19 protein-coding genes are annotated in these 20,675 nt (G+C 53.1%); 11 read left to right on the top strand and 8 right to left on the bottom strand.

The window, feature by feature from the left end; all coding sequences use genetic code 11:
* Nucleotides 1-91: 91 nt before the first annotated feature.
* From E3E23_RS09260 to cca, 5 genes are all read left to right on the top strand, one after another.
* A complete protein-coding gene (locus E3E23_RS09260; RefSeq protein ID WP_167908224.1) occupies nt 92-556 on the top strand; it encodes a phosphoribosyltransferase in 465 nt (154 codons plus the stop codon).
* Nucleotides 557-769: 213 nt separating this feature from the next.
* On the top strand, nt 770-1,654 hold the full coding sequence (locus tag E3E23_RS09255; protein ID WP_167908222.1) for a glycine zipper family protein: 885 nt from the start codon (nt 770-772) through the stop codon (nt 1,652-1,654).
* Between the two features lie 10 nt (nt 1,655-1,664).
* Nucleotides 1,665-1,982 carry a hypothetical protein gene (locus E3E23_RS09250; protein ID WP_167908220.1) on the top strand — a complete coding sequence of 106 codons (318 nt, stop codon included), beginning with the start codon at nt 1,665-1,667 and terminating at the stop codon, nt 1,980-1,982.
* A gap of 57 nt (nt 1,983-2,039) precedes the next feature.
* On the top strand, nt 2,040-2,597 hold the full coding sequence (gene thpR / locus E3E23_RS09245; RefSeq protein ID WP_167908218.1) for an RNA 2',3'-cyclic phosphodiesterase: 558 nt from the start codon (nt 2,040-2,042) through the stop codon (nt 2,595-2,597).
* Nucleotides 2,598-2,926: 329 nt separating this feature from the next.
* Entirely contained in the window at nt 2,927-4,294 is a 1,368-nt protein-coding gene (gene cca / locus E3E23_RS09240) for a CCA tRNA nucleotidyltransferase (RefSeq protein WP_167908216.1), read from the top strand.
* Here cca and E3E23_RS09235 read toward each other — a convergent pair.
* Nucleotides 4,291-4,434 carry a hypothetical protein gene (locus E3E23_RS09235; RefSeq protein ID WP_167908214.1) on the bottom strand — a complete coding sequence of 48 codons (144 nt, stop codon included), beginning with the start codon at nt 4,432-4,434 and terminating at the stop codon, nt 4,291-4,293. The two genes, cca and E3E23_RS09235, sit on opposite strands and share 4 nt — an antisense overlap.
* A gap of 78 nt (nt 4,435-4,512) precedes the next feature.
* The gene (locus tag E3E23_RS09230) at nt 4,513-6,240 is read right to left on the bottom strand and encodes a glycoside hydrolase (protein WP_167908212.1); all 1,728 of its coding nucleotides are present in this window, start codon (nt 6,238-6,240) and stop codon (nt 4,513-4,515) included.
* Between the two features lie 116 nt (nt 6,241-6,356).
* Here E3E23_RS09230 and E3E23_RS09225 point away from each other — a divergent pair, with 116 nt between their 5' ends.
* Entirely contained in the window at nt 6,357-6,665 is a 309-nt protein-coding gene (locus E3E23_RS09225) for a hypothetical protein (RefSeq protein WP_167908210.1), read from the top strand.
* Here the strand turns inward: E3E23_RS09225 and E3E23_RS09220 are convergent, their stop codons facing one another.
* From E3E23_RS09220 to E3E23_RS09210, 3 genes are read right to left on the bottom strand one after another with little or no spacing between them, the layout of a single operon-like run.
* Complete coding sequence (locus E3E23_RS09220) at nt 6,666-6,887, bottom strand: MoaD/ThiS family protein (RefSeq protein WP_167908208.1); 222 nt, start codon at nt 6,885-6,887, stop codon at nt 6,666-6,668.
* Between the two features lie 23 nt (nt 6,888-6,910).
* Nucleotides 6,911-8,782, bottom strand: a complete 1,872-nt coding sequence (locus E3E23_RS09215; protein ID WP_167908206.1) for an aldehyde ferredoxin oxidoreductase family protein — start codon at nt 8,780-8,782, stop codon at nt 6,911-6,913.
* A 4-nt stretch (nt 8,783-8,786) separates the two neighbouring features.
* Nucleotides 8,787-9,317 (bottom strand): 4Fe-4S dicluster domain-containing protein, encoded by a 531-nt coding sequence (locus E3E23_RS09210; RefSeq protein ID WP_167908204.1) that lies wholly within the window; start codon nt 9,315-9,317, stop codon nt 8,787-8,789.
* Between the two features lie 115 nt (nt 9,318-9,432).
* On the opposite strand from E3E23_RS09210, the gene E3E23_RS09205 reads away from it, so the two are divergent.
* The 3 genes from E3E23_RS09205 to ileS all read left to right on the top strand — a co-directional run bounded on the left by E3E23_RS09205 (nt 9,433) and on the right by ileS (nt 14,331).
* Nucleotides 9,433-10,263: a DMT family transporter gene (locus E3E23_RS09205; RefSeq protein ID WP_167908202.1), complete on the top strand. Its 831-nt coding sequence runs from the start codon at nt 9,433-9,435 to the stop codon at nt 10,261-10,263.
* Nucleotides 10,264-10,326: 63 nt separating this feature from the next.
* The gene (locus tag E3E23_RS09200; protein ID WP_167908277.1) at nt 10,327-10,701 is read left to right on the top strand and encodes a hypothetical protein; all 375 of its coding nucleotides are present in this window, start codon (nt 10,327-10,329) and stop codon (nt 10,699-10,701) included.
* Nucleotides 10,702-11,133: 432 nt separating this feature from the next.
* Nucleotides 11,134-14,331 (top strand): isoleucine--tRNA ligase, encoded by a 3,198-nt coding sequence (gene ileS, locus E3E23_RS09195; RefSeq protein WP_167908200.1) that lies wholly within the window; start codon nt 11,134-11,136, stop codon nt 14,329-14,331.
* 294 nt (nt 14,332-14,625) lie between these two features.
* On the opposite strand, the gene E3E23_RS09190 is transcribed toward ileS, so the two are convergent.
* A complete protein-coding gene (locus E3E23_RS09190) occupies nt 14,626-15,708 on the bottom strand; it encodes a radical SAM protein (RefSeq protein ID WP_167908198.1) in 1,083 nt (360 codons plus the stop codon).
* 82 nt (nt 15,709-15,790) lie between these two features.
* On the opposite strand from E3E23_RS09190, the gene E3E23_RS09185 reads away from it, so the two are divergent.
* Complete coding sequence (locus E3E23_RS09185) at nt 15,791-16,153, top strand: ribonuclease P protein component 2 (protein WP_167899898.1); 363 nt, start codon at nt 15,791-15,793, stop codon at nt 16,151-16,153.
* Between the two features lie 2 nt (nt 16,154-16,155).
* Here the strand turns inward: E3E23_RS09185 and E3E23_RS09180 are convergent, their stop codons facing one another.
* Nucleotides 16,156-17,508 carry a glycogen/starch synthase gene (locus E3E23_RS09180; protein WP_167908196.1) on the bottom strand — a complete coding sequence of 451 codons (1,353 nt, stop codon included), beginning with the start codon at nt 17,506-17,508 and terminating at the stop codon, nt 16,156-16,158.
* A 40-nt stretch (nt 17,509-17,548) separates the two neighbouring features.
* Nucleotides 17,549-18,571 carry an HTH-type sugar sensing transcriptional regulator TrmBL1 gene (gene trmBL1, locus E3E23_RS09175; RefSeq protein WP_167908194.1) on the bottom strand — a complete coding sequence of 341 codons (1,023 nt, stop codon included), beginning with the start codon at nt 18,569-18,571 and terminating at the stop codon, nt 17,549-17,551.
* Between the two features lie 71 nt (nt 18,572-18,642).
* Here trmBL1 and E3E23_RS09170 point away from each other — a divergent pair, with 71 nt between their 5' ends.
* On the top strand, nt 18,643-20,601 hold the full coding sequence (locus E3E23_RS09170; protein WP_167908191.1) for an alpha amylase N-terminal ig-like domain-containing protein: 1,959 nt from the start codon (nt 18,643-18,645) through the stop codon (nt 20,599-20,601).
* Nucleotides 20,602-20,675 lie beyond the last annotated feature (74 nt).

Here is a 20,675-nt window from a genome sequence, read left to right as displayed (position 1 = left end):
GTTTTTTAAGTCTACGGCTTTAACTTCTCCCCATCGGACGAAAGCCTTAAAGTAAGGGCCTTTCCAACCTGCGCTATTCGGAGGTGTTAGCATGGACAAGGTTTACTTCACCTGGTGGCAGATAGATAGGGCCGTCTTCGCGCTCGCCGAAGAAATGAGGAAGAAATTCATGCCCGACGTCATAGTCGGCGTCGCCAGGGGCGGCCTCATTCCAGCTGTAAGGCTCAGCCACATCCTCGGTGACGTTGACGTCAAGGTCATAGCCGTCAAGTTCTACAAGGATATAGAGGAGCACATGGAGAAACCTGTGGTGACCATACCGCTGCACGGCTCGCTGGATGGAAAGAGGGTCGTCATCGTCGACGACGTCAGCGACACAGGTAAGACTCTTGAGGTCGTCATAGAGGAAGTCAAGAAGGCCGGCGCCAGGGAGGTAAAGGTCGCCTGCCTCAGCATGAAGCCCTGGACTAAGGTCGTTCCTGACTTCTATGTCTTCAGAACCGACCAGTGGATAGTCTTCCCATGGGAAGAGTTCCCTGTTGTTGTGAGGGAGTGAGTTTTTGATTTTTAGCCCCCACTTTCTCCAAGTGCATGACCATGCAACTTCCTTACTCAGACTTCTTTTGATTCATTCTAAAAGGAAAACACAATTCTGAATAAAATTATACTTGAAAAAAAAAAGGAAGAATTTTTACTTAAAGTAAAAGGAAAAACTTATAAGATTAAGTTGGATAGAATATAATGCAAAAACCTTGGAGAGGTGGACCTCGTGAAGTGGAAGTCGTTGTTTGCAGTCCTGCTTGGACTGCTGATGGTTGGAGTGACGGCAGGGAGCGCGGTAGCGATGCCAAGTCCCGCCCAAAATCCTCACGCAAAGGTAGTGGTTATGAAGGAGTTCCCAACTAAACTCTTAGTGAATACATCCACAAGACAGGTCTTTATTTTTGGAGACCTACTGATTGACTACAAAACCAATGGCAATGAAGCAACGATACTAATCAAGAACACAACTACAGATAAGATAGTAGACGTTGTTTATATAACATCCACCAAGATTGATAACTCATACCTACTGACAGTCAGAGATTCCTCAGGAGCCAATTACTCCATAAGGACTCCCATAAATATAATAGCCCCAGGATTGAGAACAAAACAGTTAATATCAAAGTCATTGATAAACAAAGAGCCTTTCCCTACCATAGCTTATAATACACAGCAACACTACTGGTGGGATGGAGTATACTTTGTCAAAGGCTACATGATACGGTACCCGCATCCAGATTACGAGTACTATGGGATAGAACCATGGGACACTGTTTCAATCAAAGGTAATAAGCTCACACACCTGCACTTTTCCAATGCAAAATCAGCATTTATCCTTCAGGTTGGCCCTACTGCATTAGGAGCCGCTATAGGTGCTTACTTCGCCAATGTGCCGGGGGCTATTGTTGGAGCCATAGTAGGCTTGGCAGGGGGAATAGCATTTGGGCACTACCTTTTAGATGAATATGGTTGCTTGTGGATATGGTTCGCTTGGAAATGGGAATATCACTGGCGCTGGATACCCCCAGGATATGTATACGAACCCGTTCTAAAATACCTAAGAATAGCCAGCTACACACTTAAAAATGACTACCATCTACCGAATCCTTGAGGTGAAAAGCATGAAGCGCTGGACTTTCGTGCTTCCATTCATTTACTTCCTCTTCCTTTTTGCACTGGCATTCATGGACTTCCCACGACAGATCAACCGCCAATGGATGTGGATTCAAATTGGTGGACTAATTTTCATGATCGTGCTTGGGAGATACCTCGATGGGAGCATTCCGAAGGGTGTACTGATAACGATCGGAGCCTTCACTCTCCTGTGGCTTGCTTTGGCATTCCTCATCAGCATCAAGAAAGAGTACTTTATACTCTTGGGCCTCATTATCGAGCTGGTTGTAGTGATCCTCGTTGAAAGATTCCTCGGAAAGCATTAGGAAAGAACGACTCGAAACCCCTTTAACCCCTCCCCCCAATTTTTCTTGGGTGGTGATATGAGGGCGTTCATAGCCATCGAAGTTAGCGACGAGGTCAGGGACAACCTCCTGAAGGCTCAGGAAAGGATTGGAAATAAAGCGGCAAAGATAAAGTTCGTCGAGAGGGAGAACTTCCACGTCACGCTCAAGTTCCTCGGTGAGATTGACGAGGCAACCGCCGAAGAAGTGAAGAGGGCTTTGGCAGAAATAGCGAAGAAGCACAAGAAGCACCGCGTTAGGGTAAAGGGCATCGGCCTCTTCCCCAACCCGAACTACGTCCGCGTCATCTGGGCGGGAATAGAGAACGACGAGGGCATAAAGGCGATAGCCCAGGACGTAGAGAAGGCCATGAGGAGGCTGGGCTTCAAGAAGGATAAGGACTTCGTCGCCCATATCACAATCGGAAGGGTGAAGTTCGTGAGGGACAAGCTGGAGCTGGCGATGGCGCTCAAAGACCTCGCCAATGAGGACTTCGGAGAGTTTGAGGTCGAGGCCATAGAGCTCAAGAAGAGCACGCTGACACCGAAAGGCCCGATTTATGAGACCGTTGCGAGGTTTGAGCTGGTGGGGGATTAAAGCTGGAGGAATAGGACCAGGATTATCACAAGGTTCCTCTTCCCACGAAATCCAAATCCTTTTTTTTGAGCGCAGGAGCTTGTTTTTGATGGCAACGCGAGGAAAAGCCGCTCGGTTTAACCTTTCCCTGCCATTTAACCTCAATGCCAAATGGGGGCGTTACGAAGTCGACTTCCTTGTGGCTGCAGAAAAGTACGTATCGAGAACCTCCATAATCTTCCCGTAATGTCACGGAATCAACCAATGTATAAACCCCTCGATTCCACGTCATCAAATCTGGAAGATTCCAAATGCGAAATCCCTTTAAGCATCGGCGCTGAGAAGAGCCCATGCAGGTTGAAGATGTGATCTCAGAAGTCCTAGCCAGAATCAAGCCGAGCGAGGAAGAGAGGGCCTTTGTAGAGAGCTTGATGGACGAGATCAAGGCCATCGCCCTCGAAGCCATTGAAAAGCTCGGCCTCGACGTTAGGCCACACTTCGTCGGCTCGCTCGCCAAGGACACCTATCTCGCTGGTGACCACGACGTTGACCTCTTCCTAGCTTTTCCCCCCGATACCCCCCTCGAGGAGCTCCGCTCCAGGGGGCTGGAGCTCGGGAAAGAGATAGGGACGAGGCTCGGTGGATATGAGGTCGCCTACGCCGAGCATCCATACGTAAGGGCGGTCTATAGGGGCGTCAAGATTGATCTCGTGCCGTGCTACAACGTGAAGAGCTGGAAGGACGTCAGAACGGCCGTGGACAGGTCAATACTCCACACGGAGTGGGTTATAGAGAACCTCAGCGGAAGGAACGACGATGTTAGGCTCTTAAAACGTTTCCTTAAGGGCATAAAAGCCTACGGCAGCGAGATTTACGTGAGGGGCTTCTCGGGCTACCTCGCCGAGATTCTGGTCATCAAGTACGGCTCTTTCCTGGACGTTCTGGAGAAGGCCGACTTCATACTGAGGCAGAAGATAATCGACCCAGGAAATTGGCTCAAGCGCGAGCGGGAGATGGCTATGAAAACTGTGAGGAAGGAGGGAGAGGAGGACAAACCGCTCGTGGTCATAGACCCCGTTGATCCCAGGAGGAACGTTGCTGCAAATCTTGGCTGGGAGCGCTACGGAATCTTCTACTTCAAAGCCCAGACCTTCCTTGATGAACCAAGTGTGGAGTTCTTCTTCCCAAGGGAGAAACCGAGCGGGGATTACCTCGGCGAACTTCGGAGGAAGGGCACTCATTTGGTGACGCTCCTGTTCCCCAAACCCGAACTCGTTGATGACATCCTCCTTCCCCAGCTGGAGAGGAGCGCTAAAGGATTTGAGAAGGCCCTAACTCGGGAGAACTTTAGGGTTCTCGGCTGGGACTACGGCTATGTAGGGGATAAGGCATTCATAATGCTTGAGCTGGACAGGGCCGAGCGCGAGAGGGTAATGATAAAGCCCGGCCCCGAGTTCTTCACCGAGAGTGGCCGCGACTTCTATCGGAAGAACGAAAAGGTCTGGCTGATCGGAAAGAGGCTCTACGCCGAGAAGAGAGTCAAGGAGAACGTGGTTGACGTCATCGTGGAACTTCTGGGGAAAAATCAAGTTGCCCTGGGCAAGCAGGTAAGAGAGTTCATCCACTCCGCTGGTATTCTGGTGGATTATGTTCCAGGGGAGCTCGAGAGGGAAGCATACCTCTTCCTGAGCAGGAAAAAATGGGATTTAAAGGGCTAGGGCGGAAGTTCCCGTTCATTGAACAGCTTTTCAATTTCTTCCAGTATTCGTTTCAACTTCAAATACTCCTTCCCATCCAGAGTTCCAAATATCAGCTCCAGTATGAGAGAGTTCCCGCCAGAGGATTTGGACTCCTTCACTCAGCATCACCTTGTGAAGGGAGCAGTTTTCTTTTGCCAACCTCTTCTCGTTCTCCACAATATTTGAAGTCCGAATATTCAGTCTCTATGTTCGCACCACCCCTGGTTCTCCCAGTGGCCGTGCCTCTCGCCCGGAATGTGGCCAGTGTCGGCAACGGCCCACTCGAGGTTGTAGGGGTCTATTATCCTCCTGAGCTCGCCCTTCATGTCCCTCTTCCCGACGTAGAGGGCGGCTCTCGTCACCACGTTGTAGCCGCTGCTGGGTACCTCTGGCTTCAGCGCGCTATTCCACGCTTTCTCGCTCGTTTCCCAGCCTTCGAGAGCCGGTAATGAGCCGAGGTTCCAAAGGTGATAGAGTTTACCGAAGTTCAGGAGCTTGAGGTATGCTTCAACGAAAACGCTCCCCCTCTCGTCCTCAAAATAGTTCATCAGCTCGATGAGGGCCTTGGCAATAACGGAGACGTTGCCGAAGGCCACGCGCGTGTCGAGGTTCTCCCAGAAGCGTGGACATGAGTGGTTCGCCAGGAGCATAAGATAGTAAATCCTTCCGAGCTTCAGAGCCTGCTTCTCGCCGTTAGCGGGCTCGAGGACGTAGCTTATTGAAGTTTCAATGCCGAAGTAGTCATAGTAATCCTTGAAGAAAATCCTCGCATATCTCACGAGGAACTCCTCAGGGTTTTTTACTCCAAGCTCCCTCAACCCCTCAAGCACTCCCCATCTAACGGCCCTGTTTAGCTCCTCGAAGAGCTTAGTGAAGGCGACCTTCCAGAGCTGGCTTATCTTCCTCCCATTGACTTTCCTCGCGAAGACCTTCCCATCTCCCCTCAGATAGCCGAGCCACCTAGAGTCGCTCGTCTTTCCATCGGGGCTTAAATCGAAGTAGTCGCTCCAAGCCGAGTAGTCCTTAACTCCCATCTCGAACTCGCATTCCCCCTCGAGGCGCTTGAACTCGCCGGAGAGCTTTTTCATGACGAACTCCTGAGCCGAGACCCTCTCTATTCCATTCTCCTCAAGGCCCTTCATCCAGGCCGTGAAGCGGCCGAGCTGCTCTGGGTTGCCGAGCAGGCTCTCCAAGTCGCTTGCCGTGAAAACCAGATAGGGAACTCCGGCGTTCTCCTTGTAGCCGTCTCTCCTTTCGAGGGTTTTACTGATGAGTCCGGGAACGTCGAGGGTGTTGAATGCGAAGGCATCGCTCAGCTCCCACTCGCGACCGAAGACGAATGAGTTAGAATAGCGGTTGCAGGAGTATTTCGCATGGGGGAAGTCGTAGAGGAGCTGCCTCTCGTCGAGAAGGAAGACAAGCCTCCTGTCGGTTGAGGACTCGACTATCTCGGTGCTCCTCCTTGTTATGACCGCCTCGGGAAGCCAGTAGCCGATGATCGTTCTCTTCTCAATGAGGGGTGCATAGAAGTCAAAGGAGACCCTCGCCAAAATCCTCTGTTCGAACTCGTCGAGGTGCGGGACAATTGGATGGAAGGGTGTGGTCGGAACAGCGTCAAACTTCTCCAAGAGGGAAACCGTCTCCTCGAAGGCCTTCCTGTGGTAGCGGAGGAGCATTAGAAAGGTGAACGGCTCAATATCTATGCTTATTCCCTTCATCCGCCAGAGTGTATCGGCTATGTGTTCGTAGGAATAGAGCATTGCCCTCGTCCAGTTTTCGCCCTTAACTTCTTCCCCGCGGATTTTTATGGCGACCGGACTCTTGCGCTCTTCGTACTCTATTGGCTTACTCCCATCACCGTCCTTGACATAAACTATATCACCCGGCTGGTAGGCGTGGAAGTGATGGCCAAACTTCATGGGCATGGTCTCACCGAGAGTGATATAACCTTCAAGTTTATTGCCCTTTCGGGAGTTCATTCTTACACAAATTTGACCGATAGGCTAATAAGTCTGACCCCCGAAATAATTTCGGTGGGAGAATGGAGAGGGAGTTCAGGAGGCTTTTGGGAGAGGATTTGGCCAACTACCTCGAGCTCCTCAGGGCCAAGATGGCCTTCGCCGAGGAGATGTATGGAATTAAGATCAACTACGTCCCGCTCATTGCTGATGGAGAGATAGTCGTCCTCGACAGGAACGACGGAAAGATAAAGTGGCTGAAGAATAAGAGACCGCTGACTTTAGAGGAGTTCAAGAGCCTGAGGGGCAGGATAGTTGAGAATCTTGAGTCTGGCTTCGTCGAGATGCTTCTGGCGATGAACATGGGGTGCGTAAACGGGCCGGGGGAATGATCAGCCTCCATAGATCACAGGAAGAAGCTTAACGACATCGCCATCCTTCAGTGTGCGGCTTTCATCAACTTTTCTCTCGTTCACGAGGATGTGGTGCTCGGCGGCGCTTATCCCAAGTCTTCTGAGTACCTCACCCACGGTTGTTCCTTCCTCGACCTCAAGCTCCATCTTCGGTGAGAAGCGAAGTGCCAGCTCTCCATAGATGACCAGCCTAATCTTCATAGGAACCACCCCCAAAATAAAGGTTAGAGGCCAAGGCGCTCCTTTATGCGCTTAACCTCGCGCTTCGCCTCGCCGAGGCCGAGCTCCTCGAGGACTTCCTCCTTTGGAATGCCGTTCTCGTCGTAGCCGACTTCCTCGTAATACTGCATGACTTTGGAGCGTACCTCCTCCCTGCTTGGGGCCTTGCCTTTAACAGGACCGCTCGGCAATGGCTCGTAGAAGCGCTGTGGATTGTCGTCGTCCCTCCTCGGGTCCCAGTAGGTGTCGGGGCCGCCAAGAAGGAGCAGAATCCTCTGGAGGTGGATTATCCTCAGGCCGGTCTCGTTGAACCACTTTTCGGGAGTGAGCTCAAAGCCGGTAACCGCGTTCCCGAACTCGAGGATTCTCTCGAAGCCTGGCCGAGTTACGAACATACAGACCACTGCAGAGTCGTAGAAGGCATTCACGAGCTCACCCTCATAGCTCCTCGCCGGAAGGCCAGCCGTCGCGGTGTGGTCGCCTCCCTGAACGGAGACTGCGTAGCTTATATCCTTTGTGTAGTCGAGATCGCTCCTAACTCCGTGGGCACCGACGCCTATCCCCTTGACGTGAACCGCATACCTGAGGGCATCGGCGTTCTTCATCTCACCTATTTTAATGGCCGCCCTGTAGGTTCCCTCCGCGAGGATTTCACCGATACCCTTCCTCTCGACTATGAGCTCTAAGAGCTTTGCAAAGGCCTTCTCGTCGCCCCACTCAAGCCTGAAGCCGATGTCCTCCTCCGTGAGGATGCCCCTCTGGTAGAGCTCGGCAGCAAAGCCGAGGACGTTGCCAGCGTTTATGCCATCTAAGCCCAGCTCGTCCACGAGGTATGAGAGGTAGACTATCTTTTCGGGCTCGAAGATGCCGAGGTTGGTCCCCATGTAGGCCATCAGCTCGTAGTCCGGGGCGTCTGTGATGGCTCCCTTATACGGCCCGTAGCGGAGGTAGGAAATCTTCATGCAGTTAACGGGACAGCCATAGTCGGCCCAGTACTTCTTCACCCAGGCCTTGAGTTCGAAGTTCACCACGCTTATCCTCTCGTCGTCATGGTACTCCTCCTGCCAGTTCCTTATGGGCTGGCTCGAGCGGTCCTTTCCTACGCTGTAGCCGCCAGACCCGGTGCCCCACTCCCTGAATGTGGTCATCTGAAACAGCTCACTCCAGAATTCCCTCAGCATGGCCTTGACTTTATTCTTGTCATAAACCTCTGGAAGGGCCTTGCTCCCCTTAACAACTACTGCCTTCAGGTTCTTGCTGCCCATCACCGCCCCGAAGCCGCCGTAGCCAGCGGCGTGCATAAGCTTCGTCATTATCGCGGCGAAGCGGACTTTGTTCTCTCCACCCTTCCCAATGTACATCATGGCGGGCTCCTTTGGGATTCCCTTGAGCTTCTCCTTCTTCCTTATCTCCTCATGCACCTCCTTGAGGAGAGTTTTATGAAGCTCCACTCCACCCATACCCCAGTACTTGGAAGCATCACGGATTTCAACGGTATCATCATTCACGAAGAGATATACCGGGCTCTTTGCCCTTCCCCTGATGATTATCCCATCGTAGCCGGCCGCTTTCAGCTCCAGCCCAACCTCGCTGCTCAGGACGCTCCCCACGACGCCGTTGCTCTCGGGCGATTTTGAAACAACGGCCGTCTTCATGCCCGGGTAGTAGCCCGTTAGCGGGCCCGTGAGGATGAGCAGGAGGTTTTCCTCGCCAAGGGGGTCGATATTTTCCCAGTCCTTACCGAGCTCCTTCCACAGGATGTAAACCCCCAGCCCCCTGCCTCCGTAGAACTTCCTCATCTCCTCGTCGAGCTCAACTACCTTCACGCTCTCCCTGCTCAAATCAACGTCTAGGAGCTTCCCAGCGTAGCCGTACATGGTATCACCTCATCAGTTCCTCCCCGTAGAGCTTCCTCGCCAAATCGCCGGTTTTTTCAAGCGGGTCCTTCACGAACGTCCTGTATATTGAACGGTAGTTGCCCCTGACGAGCTTTAGGGCGTCGTGGCCGGCCTCGTGGCAGACTTCCACGCACTTAGGGCTGCCCCCACAGAGATCGCAGATAACAACGCTTTCCTTGCCGGCAGGAATCCGTGGAACACGGCCCGGACATGCCAAGACACATGCGCCGCATTCGGTGCACTTATCCTCGTCCACGAGAACGGCCCCGGTTTTCTCATCAACGCTCAGGGCTCCGAAGTTGCATGAGTTTACGCACGGATAGTCAGGACACTGGACGCAGGTATGTGGGACGTTAACGCCTGGGAATTCCTCAAAAATCCTTATGCGCGATGCCTCTGGCCATATTACACCCTCGTGTTCAAGTGAGCAGGCCACTTCGCAGAGCCTGCATCCGCTGCACTTGTCGGGAGTTATCAGTATCCACATCCTCTCATCGGACACAGCGTCATTCATCTGGAACACCTAATATCAAGAGTGGAACCCAAAATATATAACTCTTGTGAAAACGCTCAGATTGGCGTTTATACAAACAGAAGCGCTTATAAATGTAGAACATGAGAAACCTGCGATGAACCGCTCTGAGCTCATCCTCCTGGGCATCACGGCAATCTGGGGCTTCACTTTTCCAGCCATGAAGGTAAGTCTCGGCTATTTGCCCCCAATCCTGTTCCTAGCTTACCGCTTCGGCATAGCATTCCTCCTGATGCTCCTTCTCTTCCGCTCGCGGGTTCTCAGGAAGGAGACCCTGAAGGAAGGCTTCATCCTCGGTCTAACCCTCTTCTTCGGCCACGGCTTCCAGATAGTCGGCCTGAAGTACACGACGGCATCGAACTCGGCATTCATAACGTCGCTCTACGTCGTCTTCACGCCGTTTATAGCCTACTTCCTGCTTGGAGACAGGTTTAAGGGGAGGGACGTTCTTTCCCTGATCGTGGCGCTGACAGGCCTTTACCTCATATCCGGGGCGAGCCTAAACTTCAACTACGGCGATTTGCTGACCGTCCTCAGCGCGCTGAGCTTTGCCTTCCAGATAGTCCTCGTCCAAAAGTTCGGGGAGCGAGATTACCTGAGCCTGGCCTTCTGGCAGATATTCTGGAACTTCGTTTTCTCCTCGGCCTTCGCGCTCACCTTCGAGCCTTTGATGGTTCCAAAGGACCCGATACCGTGGCTTGGGGTTCTCTACACGTCGGTGTTCGCCACGGTTATTGCCTTCACCCTCCAGGTCAAGCACCAGCGCCACACCAAGGCCCACAGGGCGGCCCTCATCTACTCCGCAGAGCCCATTTTCGGCCACATATCGGCTTTCCTCACGATACGGGAGGTGCTCAGCCTCAAAGGCTACCTCGGCGCGGCGCTGATCATGGCCGGCATATGGAACGAGGTCAGAAAAGAGAGCTGAGAGATATTTACCAACAAAAAGTTAATAAATTTTTCAGAGTACACTCTTCTGGAGGTGATGAAGATGGTCCACGCGTACATTAAGGAAAAGGCCAGAGAGTTCTCGAAGGAAGAGAAGGAGAAGCGCTACAAGTACCTCGGAAAGGAAGTCATCGACGTCGGAGATCCCGGCCTCGACAGCATCCCCGAGTTCTACGGCATAGCCAACGCCATCTGGCGAGACTGGAAAGAGGGTGAGATAAGCACCAGGACTGCACTGGGCAGGCTCGCACTCCTCAAGCTCCTCACGTACAAGACGAAGAACAAGAAAATCCAGGACATCCCCGAGGAAGACCTCGAAGAGGTCAGGAAGTTCATAGACTACGTCATCCAGGTCATCAAGAATGAGAGCAGAAGAAAGGGTGAGCCGGAGGAAGAGAGGCAGATGAAGACGGAGTAAGCCCCTTTCGATTTTCTAATCCTGTCTTTTTGACCACAAGCCAAGTAAACAAGCCTCTGGGAGACCCCTAATTCCCACCGAGCTCTTCACGTCACCCAGTTCTCCGTGAGGTTTAAATTCTCTAGAGAGATAATCATCACCGCGCCCTCCCCCCTCACGCCCCTGGGAGACGTGACCTGGGGTCGGTCGGGGAGGGCACACTTCTCTCCACTAGTCTCCAGCAAGCCAAAATCGGGAGGGAACGTTTGGGGAATGAGAGACGCGCAGCGCCTCCCATCCAAAAACCTTATAAGGAAAGTTCCCAATTTTGCCCCGATGCCAATGAGGGGGGAGTGTTTTATCCTTCGCTTGGCTCGTTTCGAGTAAGGCCCCTCGCTATTCTGAGTTAGTTAGTCTTAGCTTTCCTGTCAACGACCATCGGGAGGTTTTGAAATGATCAAGGAGCCAGAGTTTAGGGAGTACTCTCCAGCTCAGCTGGAAGAGAAGATAGAGCGCTTTTGGAAGGAGAACGAGGTCTACGAGAAGGTTAAAGCCAGCAGGGCGAATGGACCGAAGTACTACTTCCTCGACGGGCCGCCCTACGTCAGCGGTGCCATACACCTCGGAACGGCCTGGAACAAGATAATCAAGGACATGGTGATAAGGTTCAGGACCATGCAGGGCTACAACGTTCGCAGGCAGCCAGGCTTCGACATGCACGGCCTGCCGATAGAGGTCAAGGTCGAGCAGGCTCTCGGCCTGAAGACCAAGAAGGACATAGAGACCGAGATAGGCGTTGACGAGTTCATAAGGAAGTGTAAGGAGTTCGCCCTCAACAACCTCAGGGTCATGACCGAGCAGTTCAAGATGCTCGGCATATGGATGGACTGGGACAACCCCTACATGACCATAAAGAACGAGTACATAGAATCGGGCTGGTTCACGCTCAAGCGCGCCTGGGAGAAGGGCCTCCTCGAGAAGGACAAGAGGGTTCTGCACTGGTGCCCGCGCTGTGAGACGGCCCTGGCTGAGCACGAGGTTCGCGGTGAGTACAAGATAAGGAAGGACCCGAGCATATACGTCAAGTTCCCGATTGAGGGGAAGGAAAAAGAGTTCCTCCTCATCTGGACAACCACGCCGTGGACCCTGCCGGCAAACCTCGCCGTCACCGTTCATCCAGAATACGACTACGTCAAGGTCAGGGTCGAGACCGAGAACGGCGAGGAGTACTGGATAGTGGCCAAGGCCTTGGCTGAGAGGGTTCTCAACGAGGTCGGCGTCAAGGGCGAGGTAGTGGAGGAGTTCAAGGGTGAAGACCTCGAGGGACTCCGCTACATGCACATACTCATGGAGGAGTACCCAACTCAGAAAGAATTCAACGAGAGGTACGAGTGGGCCCACCGCGTGATCCTCGGAGAACATGTTACCCTGGAGGACGGTACTGGCCTTGTCCACACCGCTCCAGGCCACGGTGAGGAAGACTTCGAAGTCGGAAGGAAGTACGGCCTTCCAGCGTATTCACCAGTTGATGACCAGGGCAGATACGTGGAGGGCAAGTGGAAGGGAGTCTACGTCAAAGACGCCAACCCTGAGATCATAGAGCACCTCAAGGAGAAGGGCTACCTCGTCAAGGCCGGAACGATAGAGCACAAGTACCCGCACTGCTGGCGCTGTAAGACGCCGCTTATATTCCGCGCCACCGACCAGTGGTTCCTCAAGGTCAGCAAGGTCAAGGATCAGATAATTAAGGAGAACGACGAGAAGGTGACCTGGTACCCCGACTGGGTGAAGGTCAGGTACGACAACGGCGTCATGAACTCCGGAGATTGGGTCATAAGCAGACAGCGCTACTGGGGAATACCCCTGCCGATATGGCAGAGCGAGGACGGGGAGATACACGTCGTTGGGAGCTTTGAGGAGCTTGTCAAGCTCTCAGTGGCCATAGAGGTGAACGGCGAGAGAATAGAGCTGCCGGAGAGCTACGAAGAGAAGCTCAAGGTCATCGAAGAGAAGCTCGGCCCGGAGGACCTCCACAGGCCCTACGTGGATGCATTCATCATAAAGGTCAACGGCAAGGAGATGCGCCGCGTTAAGGACGTCGTTGACGTCTGGTTTGACAGCGGAATAGCCAGCTGGGCTTCCCTCGACTACCCGAGGAACGAGGAGCTCTTCAAGGAGCTCTGGCCGGCGGACTTTATAGTTGAGGGTGAAGACCAGGTAACCAAGTGGTTCTACTCCCAGCAGGCGGCCAGTGTTATAGCCTTCGACACAGTCCCCTACAGGAAGGTCGCCATGCACGGCTACGTCCTCGATGAAAAGGGCGACAAGATGAGCAAGAGTCTCGGCAACATCATAAGGCCAGAAGAGGTCGTCCAGAAGGAGGGAAGGGACCCATTCAGGTTCTACATGCTCTGGGCCACCAACCCCTGGGAGAACCTCAAGTTCAGCTGGAAGGGCCTGGCTCAGGTCAAGAGGATGCTCAACATACTCTGGAACGTCTACGTTTTGAGCGCCACCTACATGAGCCTGGATAACTTCGACCCGACGAGAGTCAACCCCGAAGAGCTGCCCTTCCGCGAGGAGGACAGGTGGATACTAAGCAGGGTCAACAGCCTAATCGGAGCGGTCGAGAACGGCATAGAGAGCTTCTACCTCAGCAGGGCGACGAGGGCGATATACCACTTTGTCGTCGAGGACCTGAGCAGGTGGTACATCAGGCTGATCAGGAAGCGCATGTGGGTTGAAGGCGACGACCCGGACAAGTTAGCTGCCTACTACACCGTCTGGAAGGTCTTCAACGTCCTCCTGAGGCTTATGGCACCCTTCACGCCATACATAGCTGAAGAGATATACCAGAACCTCCTCAAGCCGTTCCTTGGCGTTGAGAGCGTCCACATGCTTGACTGGCCCAAAGCCGACGAGAATGCCATTGATGAAGAGCTCGAGAAGGAGATGGAAGCCGTAAGAAAGATAGTCGAGGCCGGCTCAAGTGCCAGACAGAAGGCAAAGATAAAGCTCCGCTACCCGGTTAGGAGGATAATCATAGAGACGGAGGATGAAACCGTCGCCAAGGCAGTCGATAGGCTTAACAGAATACTCCGCGACCAGCTCAACGCCAAGGAGGTCGTTGTAGAAAAGGTCGAGCGCGAGCTCATCATAAAGCCGAACTTCGCGAAGGTCGGGCCGGAGTTCAAGGGCGACGCTAGGCTCGTCTCCCAGTGGATAGCCGAGCACGGCAGGGAACTCTACGAGGCCGGCGAGATGGACGTCGAGATCGAAGGAAAGACCTTCCACCTCACAAGGGAGCACCTCAGCATAGAGGAGAAGCTGCCAGACTTCTTCGTCAGCGAAGACTTCGACGGCGGAAGGGTCTTCGTGGACAAGACCCTCACGAGGGAGCTGTTAGCTGAGGGCCTCGCGAGGGAGTTCGTGAGGAGGATACAGGAGATGAGGAAGCGCCTCGATTTGGACGTCAACGACAGGATAATCGTCACCATAGAGACCACCGACGAGAACCGCGAGCTTCTTCAGGAGAACCTCGACTACATAATGAAGGAGACGAGAGCTGTCGAAGTAAAGTTCGAGGAGGCTAGGGGCTTCGTTGTTGAATGGCCCGAGGTTCAGGCGAAGATAGGGATTGAGAGGGTTTGACTTCTCTCCCTTTTCCTTTAAAGCATCTTACCCAGAAGAACTGTGGCGAGTATAGAGACAGTCAAACCAGCAATTCCCACGATTATCTTTAACCTGGCGTTTCTCTGTCTTTCCTCAGAAATGCCCCTGAGAAAATCCCCAGCCATCTCATCCAGAAGTGCTTGGGCTTGTTCCGAAAACTCTTCCAGAGGAAGTTCTCTGAGAGAGTGAGGTAAACAACTCTCGAAACCCTCGTAACTTACGCCCCCGTAAGTTACTTACGCCCCCAGAACCAGCAACCTGAAAAAGTAAAACTCACGGTAGCGGCATCCTTTCGACCTCTATCCTGTCCCAGGTCGGGTATTCCTCGACGATGAAGAACCTGACGTCGCCTTCTATCGCCTCGGCAAGCTCCAGAGCTACTTCCTCAGGCATCTCTATCCTGCCCTTCTCGCGGTTTACGTAAAGCCACTCCTCGGGAACCTCAGCCTCCTCCACGAGAAGAGCGTAGAGCTCGTCTAAGTCCTCGTACTCTGCTATGCCAAAGCGGAGCGTTCCGTCCTCGGTTATCTCCATGTAAGGCTTAGCGACGTTTCTCGCCATCCTTTTCAGCCTGTTCTTGAGCTGAACCGCGTCCTTGAGCTTGGCGGTGCAGAGGTGGTAGCTCAGTGAGGTGTTCTCCTCCCCCCAGCGGAGGATTTCGAGGCCAAGCTCTAAGCTTCCCTTAATCGCCGAACTCTCGTCGCTGATGGGCCGGTACCCCCTATCCAGGAGGTTCCTTAAATTGGTCTCGCTGAACTCCAGCTCATTGATGTTGAGGAACCTCGCTCCAAGTCCGTCCAAAAACTCCGCGAACCACTTAATCCTCTCGCCTTGACCAGGAACGGCGGGAACCTCTCCTCCAACGTCCCAGTCGAAGTCGAATGCGTTCTTTATGTTCTCAATCTCCACCCTGAAGAGCCTTGAGTTCGGGTTGAAGAGGTCCGGATGGAAGCGAATTTCATCTAAACCGGCGTCGTAGAGCTTTTCGAGAGCCTTTTTCGTTGTGAGAGCTCCGGTCGTGTAGAGGTGGATGTGGAACTTTTCCCTGAACTGCTCCTTTAAGGCTCGAATATATTCAGCTGTTCTCTCCAGTCTCGCCAGCGGGTCGCCGCCGGTGACTCCTGCTCCCCTCGCCTCCTGAATTTTGGCCTCCTCAATAATGTCATCTATCCTCTTAACTGGTCTCTCATTGGCGTAAACGACATCCTCCCTCCTCCAAGGGCTCAGCGGGCAGTAGAAGCAGTCCCTCGGACATGCGCCCGTGGTGAAGAGGACGAGCTTCTCTCCTCTAACGCACATCTGACAGCCCTTCGGCAGTTCTCTCACGGCGTATGAAAAGTAAGGGGTCTCCCACATCCAAATCCCTCCAGCTCTCGCTAACACAACCAGAGGAGCAGGCCTTAAAAAGGTTGGTCACCAAATCTGAGAAGGTGTTGAAATGAGGGAAAGACCCAAGACACTGCCGCCGACACTGAGGGACAAGCACCGCTATATTGCCTTTCAGGTCATCGGTGAGAGAACCTTCACAAAGGACGAGATAAAGAGGGCCATCTGGGAGGCGAGCCTCTCGACCCTCGGGACGCTCGGCTCCGCTCGGGCCAAGCCCTGGTTCATAAAGTTCGACGAGAAGAGCCAGACTGGTATAGTGCGCGTTGATAGAAAGCACGTGGAGGAGCTTCGCTTCGCCCTGACGCTCGTCACTCACATAAACGGCTCTAAGGCGATTTTCAGGACGCTTGGCGTTTCTGGGACGATAAAGAGGCTGAAGAGAAAGTTCCTGAGTGAATTCGGATGGAAATAAAATCAGCGAAGGAAGGAAACAGCCTTATCAACCCTCCCCCCATAAACCCTCACATATCGCTCGCAGGCCTTTTCCCAGCTGAAGTCCTCCCTGGCTCGCTTTTTCCCGTTCTCTCTGAGCCTCTCCAAGGTCTCGTCGTCGAGCTCTTTGGCCCATATCATCGCACTTGCCAGGGCAAAGGCGTCCCTTGGGGGGACGAGCATCCCCGTGGCATGCTCCGGATCGCTGCTGAGGTCTATTATCGTGTCCTTTAACCCTCCTACGGCGGAAGCTATCGGAACGGCACCAAGGCACATCGCCTCGAGCTGAACCAAGCCGAAAGGCTCGAAGTATGACGGGATTACCACGAAGTCCACGGAGCCGTAGAGCTCCCTAACGACCTCTCTGCTGAGAAGTTTAGTAATTGCCCTCACGTTCTCTGGGAAACGGTTTTCCATGGCCCTTGTCCATGCCTCCAGCTCCGGATCCCCCTTGCCGATGATGAGGAACCGCATATCACTGAAAGATGGGTCAGTGGAAAGGAGCTCTATCGCACGCAGCAGAGTGTCCACACCTTTCTGTGCCCGGTCAAAACGCCCTATAAACATAAAGACCTTTCCATCGCGCAATCCGAGGTTCTCAAGAATCCTCCTCCTGCGCTCCTCCCGAGGGAGGTCTCTCGTCTCTATCAGATCCTCGTTCCAGAAGGAGCAGTCTATACCATTGAAGACGTGCGTAACTTTGCCCTCGAAGAGCCCAAAGAAGTCCCATTCCTCCAGGAGGTAGCTCCTGCTGACGGTCGTTACTGCGTCGGCTATGTAAGCGGCCGTATGCTCGGGGTCTATGTCCGGATAGGGGACGAGCTCATCGAGGTTGGCCTCGTGGAAGTAGCGCGCTGGAACCTTGGCCTTGTTGAGCCTGTGGATGGTGAAAACGCTCCTCAAACCAAAGTATTTTCTGAGAAGACCGAGCGCGAAGACCGTGTGCCAGTCGTGAGCGTGGAGGACATCAGGCTTGAACTCACCTATCAGTTTGTTCATGAGTCCAACACTGGCCTTGCCGAAGAGAACGGCCTTCCTCAGCAGGCCGTCCCAGCCGGGACCGTAGATGTCAGGACTGTCAAGAACACCCCCACCGAGAGAATACACTATGACACCGTTTTGCTCCCTCTTCCTCACAGTCACATCCACTCTCTCCCCGAAGGCCGAAACCCTGAAGGAGGTGAAAGGTTCACCCATTTCTTTCCCGTGGCTCGGGGTAAAGACCACCACTTCGTGGCCGAGATTCGAGAGGCCCTCGGCTATGCTGGTTACGGCCTCGGCCAAGCCCCCAACCTTCACGGGCAGGTACTCAAATCCCAATATCAGAATCTGCATTGCGGTCATCTCCTTTTAAAAATAAGAGGAGGTCGAAAAATCACTCCAAAAGTATGAACTTCTCACCCTCAACATCTTCGAAGTAACTCCCTATTCCGCCGATCTTCCATTCCTTACCGTTGGCCTTAACCGTAACGTTGGCCATAAGCGGCGTGTACTCGTACCCAACTATCTCCCCATCGAGGGTTATTGGTTTCTTCGTCTCGACGAGCCTGCCGATGACTTCAGCCCTCCTTGGAAGCTCTGTAAACTTCAAGACAGTTATGAGAGTTCTAATGTTAACAAACGATAGTGGCTTGGGAAGCTTATCGTAGTTGAGGGGCTTGATGATCTCACTGTTGTCGAGGTATATGGTGTAGAACCAGTGCATGTAGTTCTGGATGATCTTTGGACTCTTAGCCCAGAAGGAGTAGAACTTCTCGCGCCTCTTGTCCCTCGGCAGAGCACCGAAGAAGAGTGCATAGTCAATGTCGCCGATTATCCAGCTCGCCATGAGCCACGGGGCACCTCCTGTCTTTGCCAGAATAACGTTGTCGCCGCTGAGCCACTCTGGAATCTCCTCGAAGTTGCTGATTATAACGAAGATTATGTCCTTCCGGCGCTTTATCTCGTCCCTCAAAAGGCGAAGGAACTCGAATGGGGTGTTTATTAAAACTTCGTGTTTGGCCGTCCTGATGACGTACTCTGCCCTCTCGACGGTGTTCTCAAAGCCCTGAATCGTCCATATCTCAGGCAGTTCCTCCCCGTGCACCTGGCGGTAGAGCTCGAGGAAGGCTGCCTTCAAGTTCTCTATGTCCTCGATGAACTCCTCCTTTATCTTCTCGAGGACGACCTCTGGATTGACGGGCTTGTAGAGCCTTGGGGCACCGTGCATCACGTCAACGAACCCCTTTCTGTGAAGGGAGCTCAGAACGTCATAGACCCTCGTGTGGGGGATCCCACTCTCCTTCGTTATGTCCGTGGCCTTGCTGGGACCAAGCTTAAGGAGGGTTATGTAGGCTAGGCTCTCGTACTTAGTCAAGCCAAGTTTCTGGAGCTTTTCGACGATTTTCTCTTCCTTCATTTCCAGACCTCCAACTTTTTAAGTTCACTAGCATCAGTTTAATCATCACTAGTGATACCTGGGTGGGGAAGGTGTATAAAATTTTCGGATTCGAGTCAAACGAGTACTTTGGCCGGGTCGCAAAGGTTGAATTTTCAGTCCCGTCCAGGGGAAGCTACGCCTACCTCGTCGGGAGCTTCAACGCCTTCAATGAAGGCAGCTTTCGGATGAGAAGAGAGGCAGGAAGGTGGCGGATAAGGGTCGAGCTGCCGGAGGGGATCTGGTACTACGGCTTCTCAATTGACGGAAAATACGCTCCAGACCCAGAGAATCCAGAGAAGATAACCTACAGACGGCTGTCATACAAATTCGAGAGAGATGTGAGTGTTGCCAAGATCTCGGCTGGGGACGACTTCTACCACGAGCCAGCGCTAACCTATCTCTACTCCTTTGCCAACAGAACTCACGTCCTGCTGAGGGCTGTGAAGGGGAAAGCAATCTCCACGTACCTCATCGCCGATGAGCGTATAGAGATGAGAAAGAAGGCAAGCGACGAGTTCTTCGACTACTTCGAGGCCGTTCTTCCAAGAACTGGGGAGCTGAGCTACCACTTCGAGATAGATACGGGAGAGGGAACAATCGAATACGGTAACTTCACCGCAGAACCGAGAGAGCTCCAAGTTCCGAAATGGGTATTCGACCGGGTCTTCTACCAGATAATGCCCGACAGGTTCGAGAGAGGTATAATCAAAAAGCCCTTGGGAAGGAGAATCGAAACCGGTCTGGGGCACCACGGTGGCGATTTAGTCGGAATCGCGAAGAGGCTCGGCCACCTTGAGGAGCTCGGTGTGAATGCTCTCTATCTGACCCCAATCTTCGAGTCCATGACCTACCATGGCTACGACATAGTTGATTACTTCAAGGTCGCTGGAAAGTTCGGAGGTAACGAGGCCTTCAGAGAGCTCGCCGGGGAGCTGAAAAGGAGGGACATAAAACTGATTCTAGACGGCGTCTTCCACCACACGAGCTTTTTCCACCCCTATTTCCAGGACGTCGTGAAGAATGGAGGAGAGAGCAGATACCGGGACTTCTACAGAATCCTGAAGTTCCCGGTGGTGTCGGAGGACTTCCTTCGGGTTCTCAACTCGAACGAACCACCGGAGCGGAAGTACCAGAGGCTGAAGAAGCTCCGTCAGAACTATGAGAACTTCTTCTCGGTGTGGCTCATGCCCCGCCTGAACCATGACAACCCACAGGTTAGGGAGTTCATAGTCAGGGTAATGAAACACTGGCTCGAGAAGGGTGCCGACGGCTGGCGGCTGGATGTCGCCCACGGCGTCCCGCCAGAGCTGTGGCGCGAGGTCAGGGAGAGAATGCCGGAGGACGCGTATCTGATTGGAGAAGTGATGGACGACGCAAGGCCCTGGCTTTTCGACAAGTTCCACGGGACGATGAACTATCCCCTGTACGAGGCCATTCTAAGGTTCTTCGTGCGTGGAGAGATGAACGCCGAAGAGTTCCTCAACTGGCTCGAGCTTCTGAGTGCCTATTATGGGCCAGCGGAATATTCCATGTACAACTTCCTCGACAACCACGATGTTGAGAGGTTCCTCGACCTCGTCGGTGACGAGCAGAAATACCTCTGCGCTCTCGCTTTCCTGATGACCTACAAGGGGATTCCAGCACTTTTCTACGGTGACGAAATAGGACTGAGGGGAATGGGCGCTTTTGGGATGGAAAGTCCAAGGACTCCAATGAGATGGGAGAAGGAAGCGTGGAACACCGAAATACTCGGGGTGACAAAAGCACTGATACAGTTGAGGAGAACCAGTAAAGCCCTGCAGCTCGGGCTTTTCAGGCCGATAAAGTTCAAAGGGCGGCTCCTCGTATATGAGAGAACCTATGGAAACGAGCACGTTCTTGTAGCCATAAACTATTCACCCAACGCCCAGGAAGTTAAAATCCCCCGGGTGTACCTCCCCATTACGGGCGGATTAAGATACCTCCCGCTGGAACCGTGGTCGTTCTTAGTGCTCGCTTCAGTTCACTGATGTCTCCCTTTTTCCCCATGTTCCTATAATGTGCGTGTGTTATAAATCAGCACATAGAAGCGCAAGATATATAT

Origin of the sequence: Thermococcus sp. CX2 (assembly GCF_012027555.1) — an archaeon.
Taxonomy (GTDB): Archaea; Methanobacteriota_B; Thermococci; order Thermococcales; family Thermococcaceae; genus Thermococcus.
This window is presented reverse-complemented; position numbering and strand designations above follow the sequence as displayed.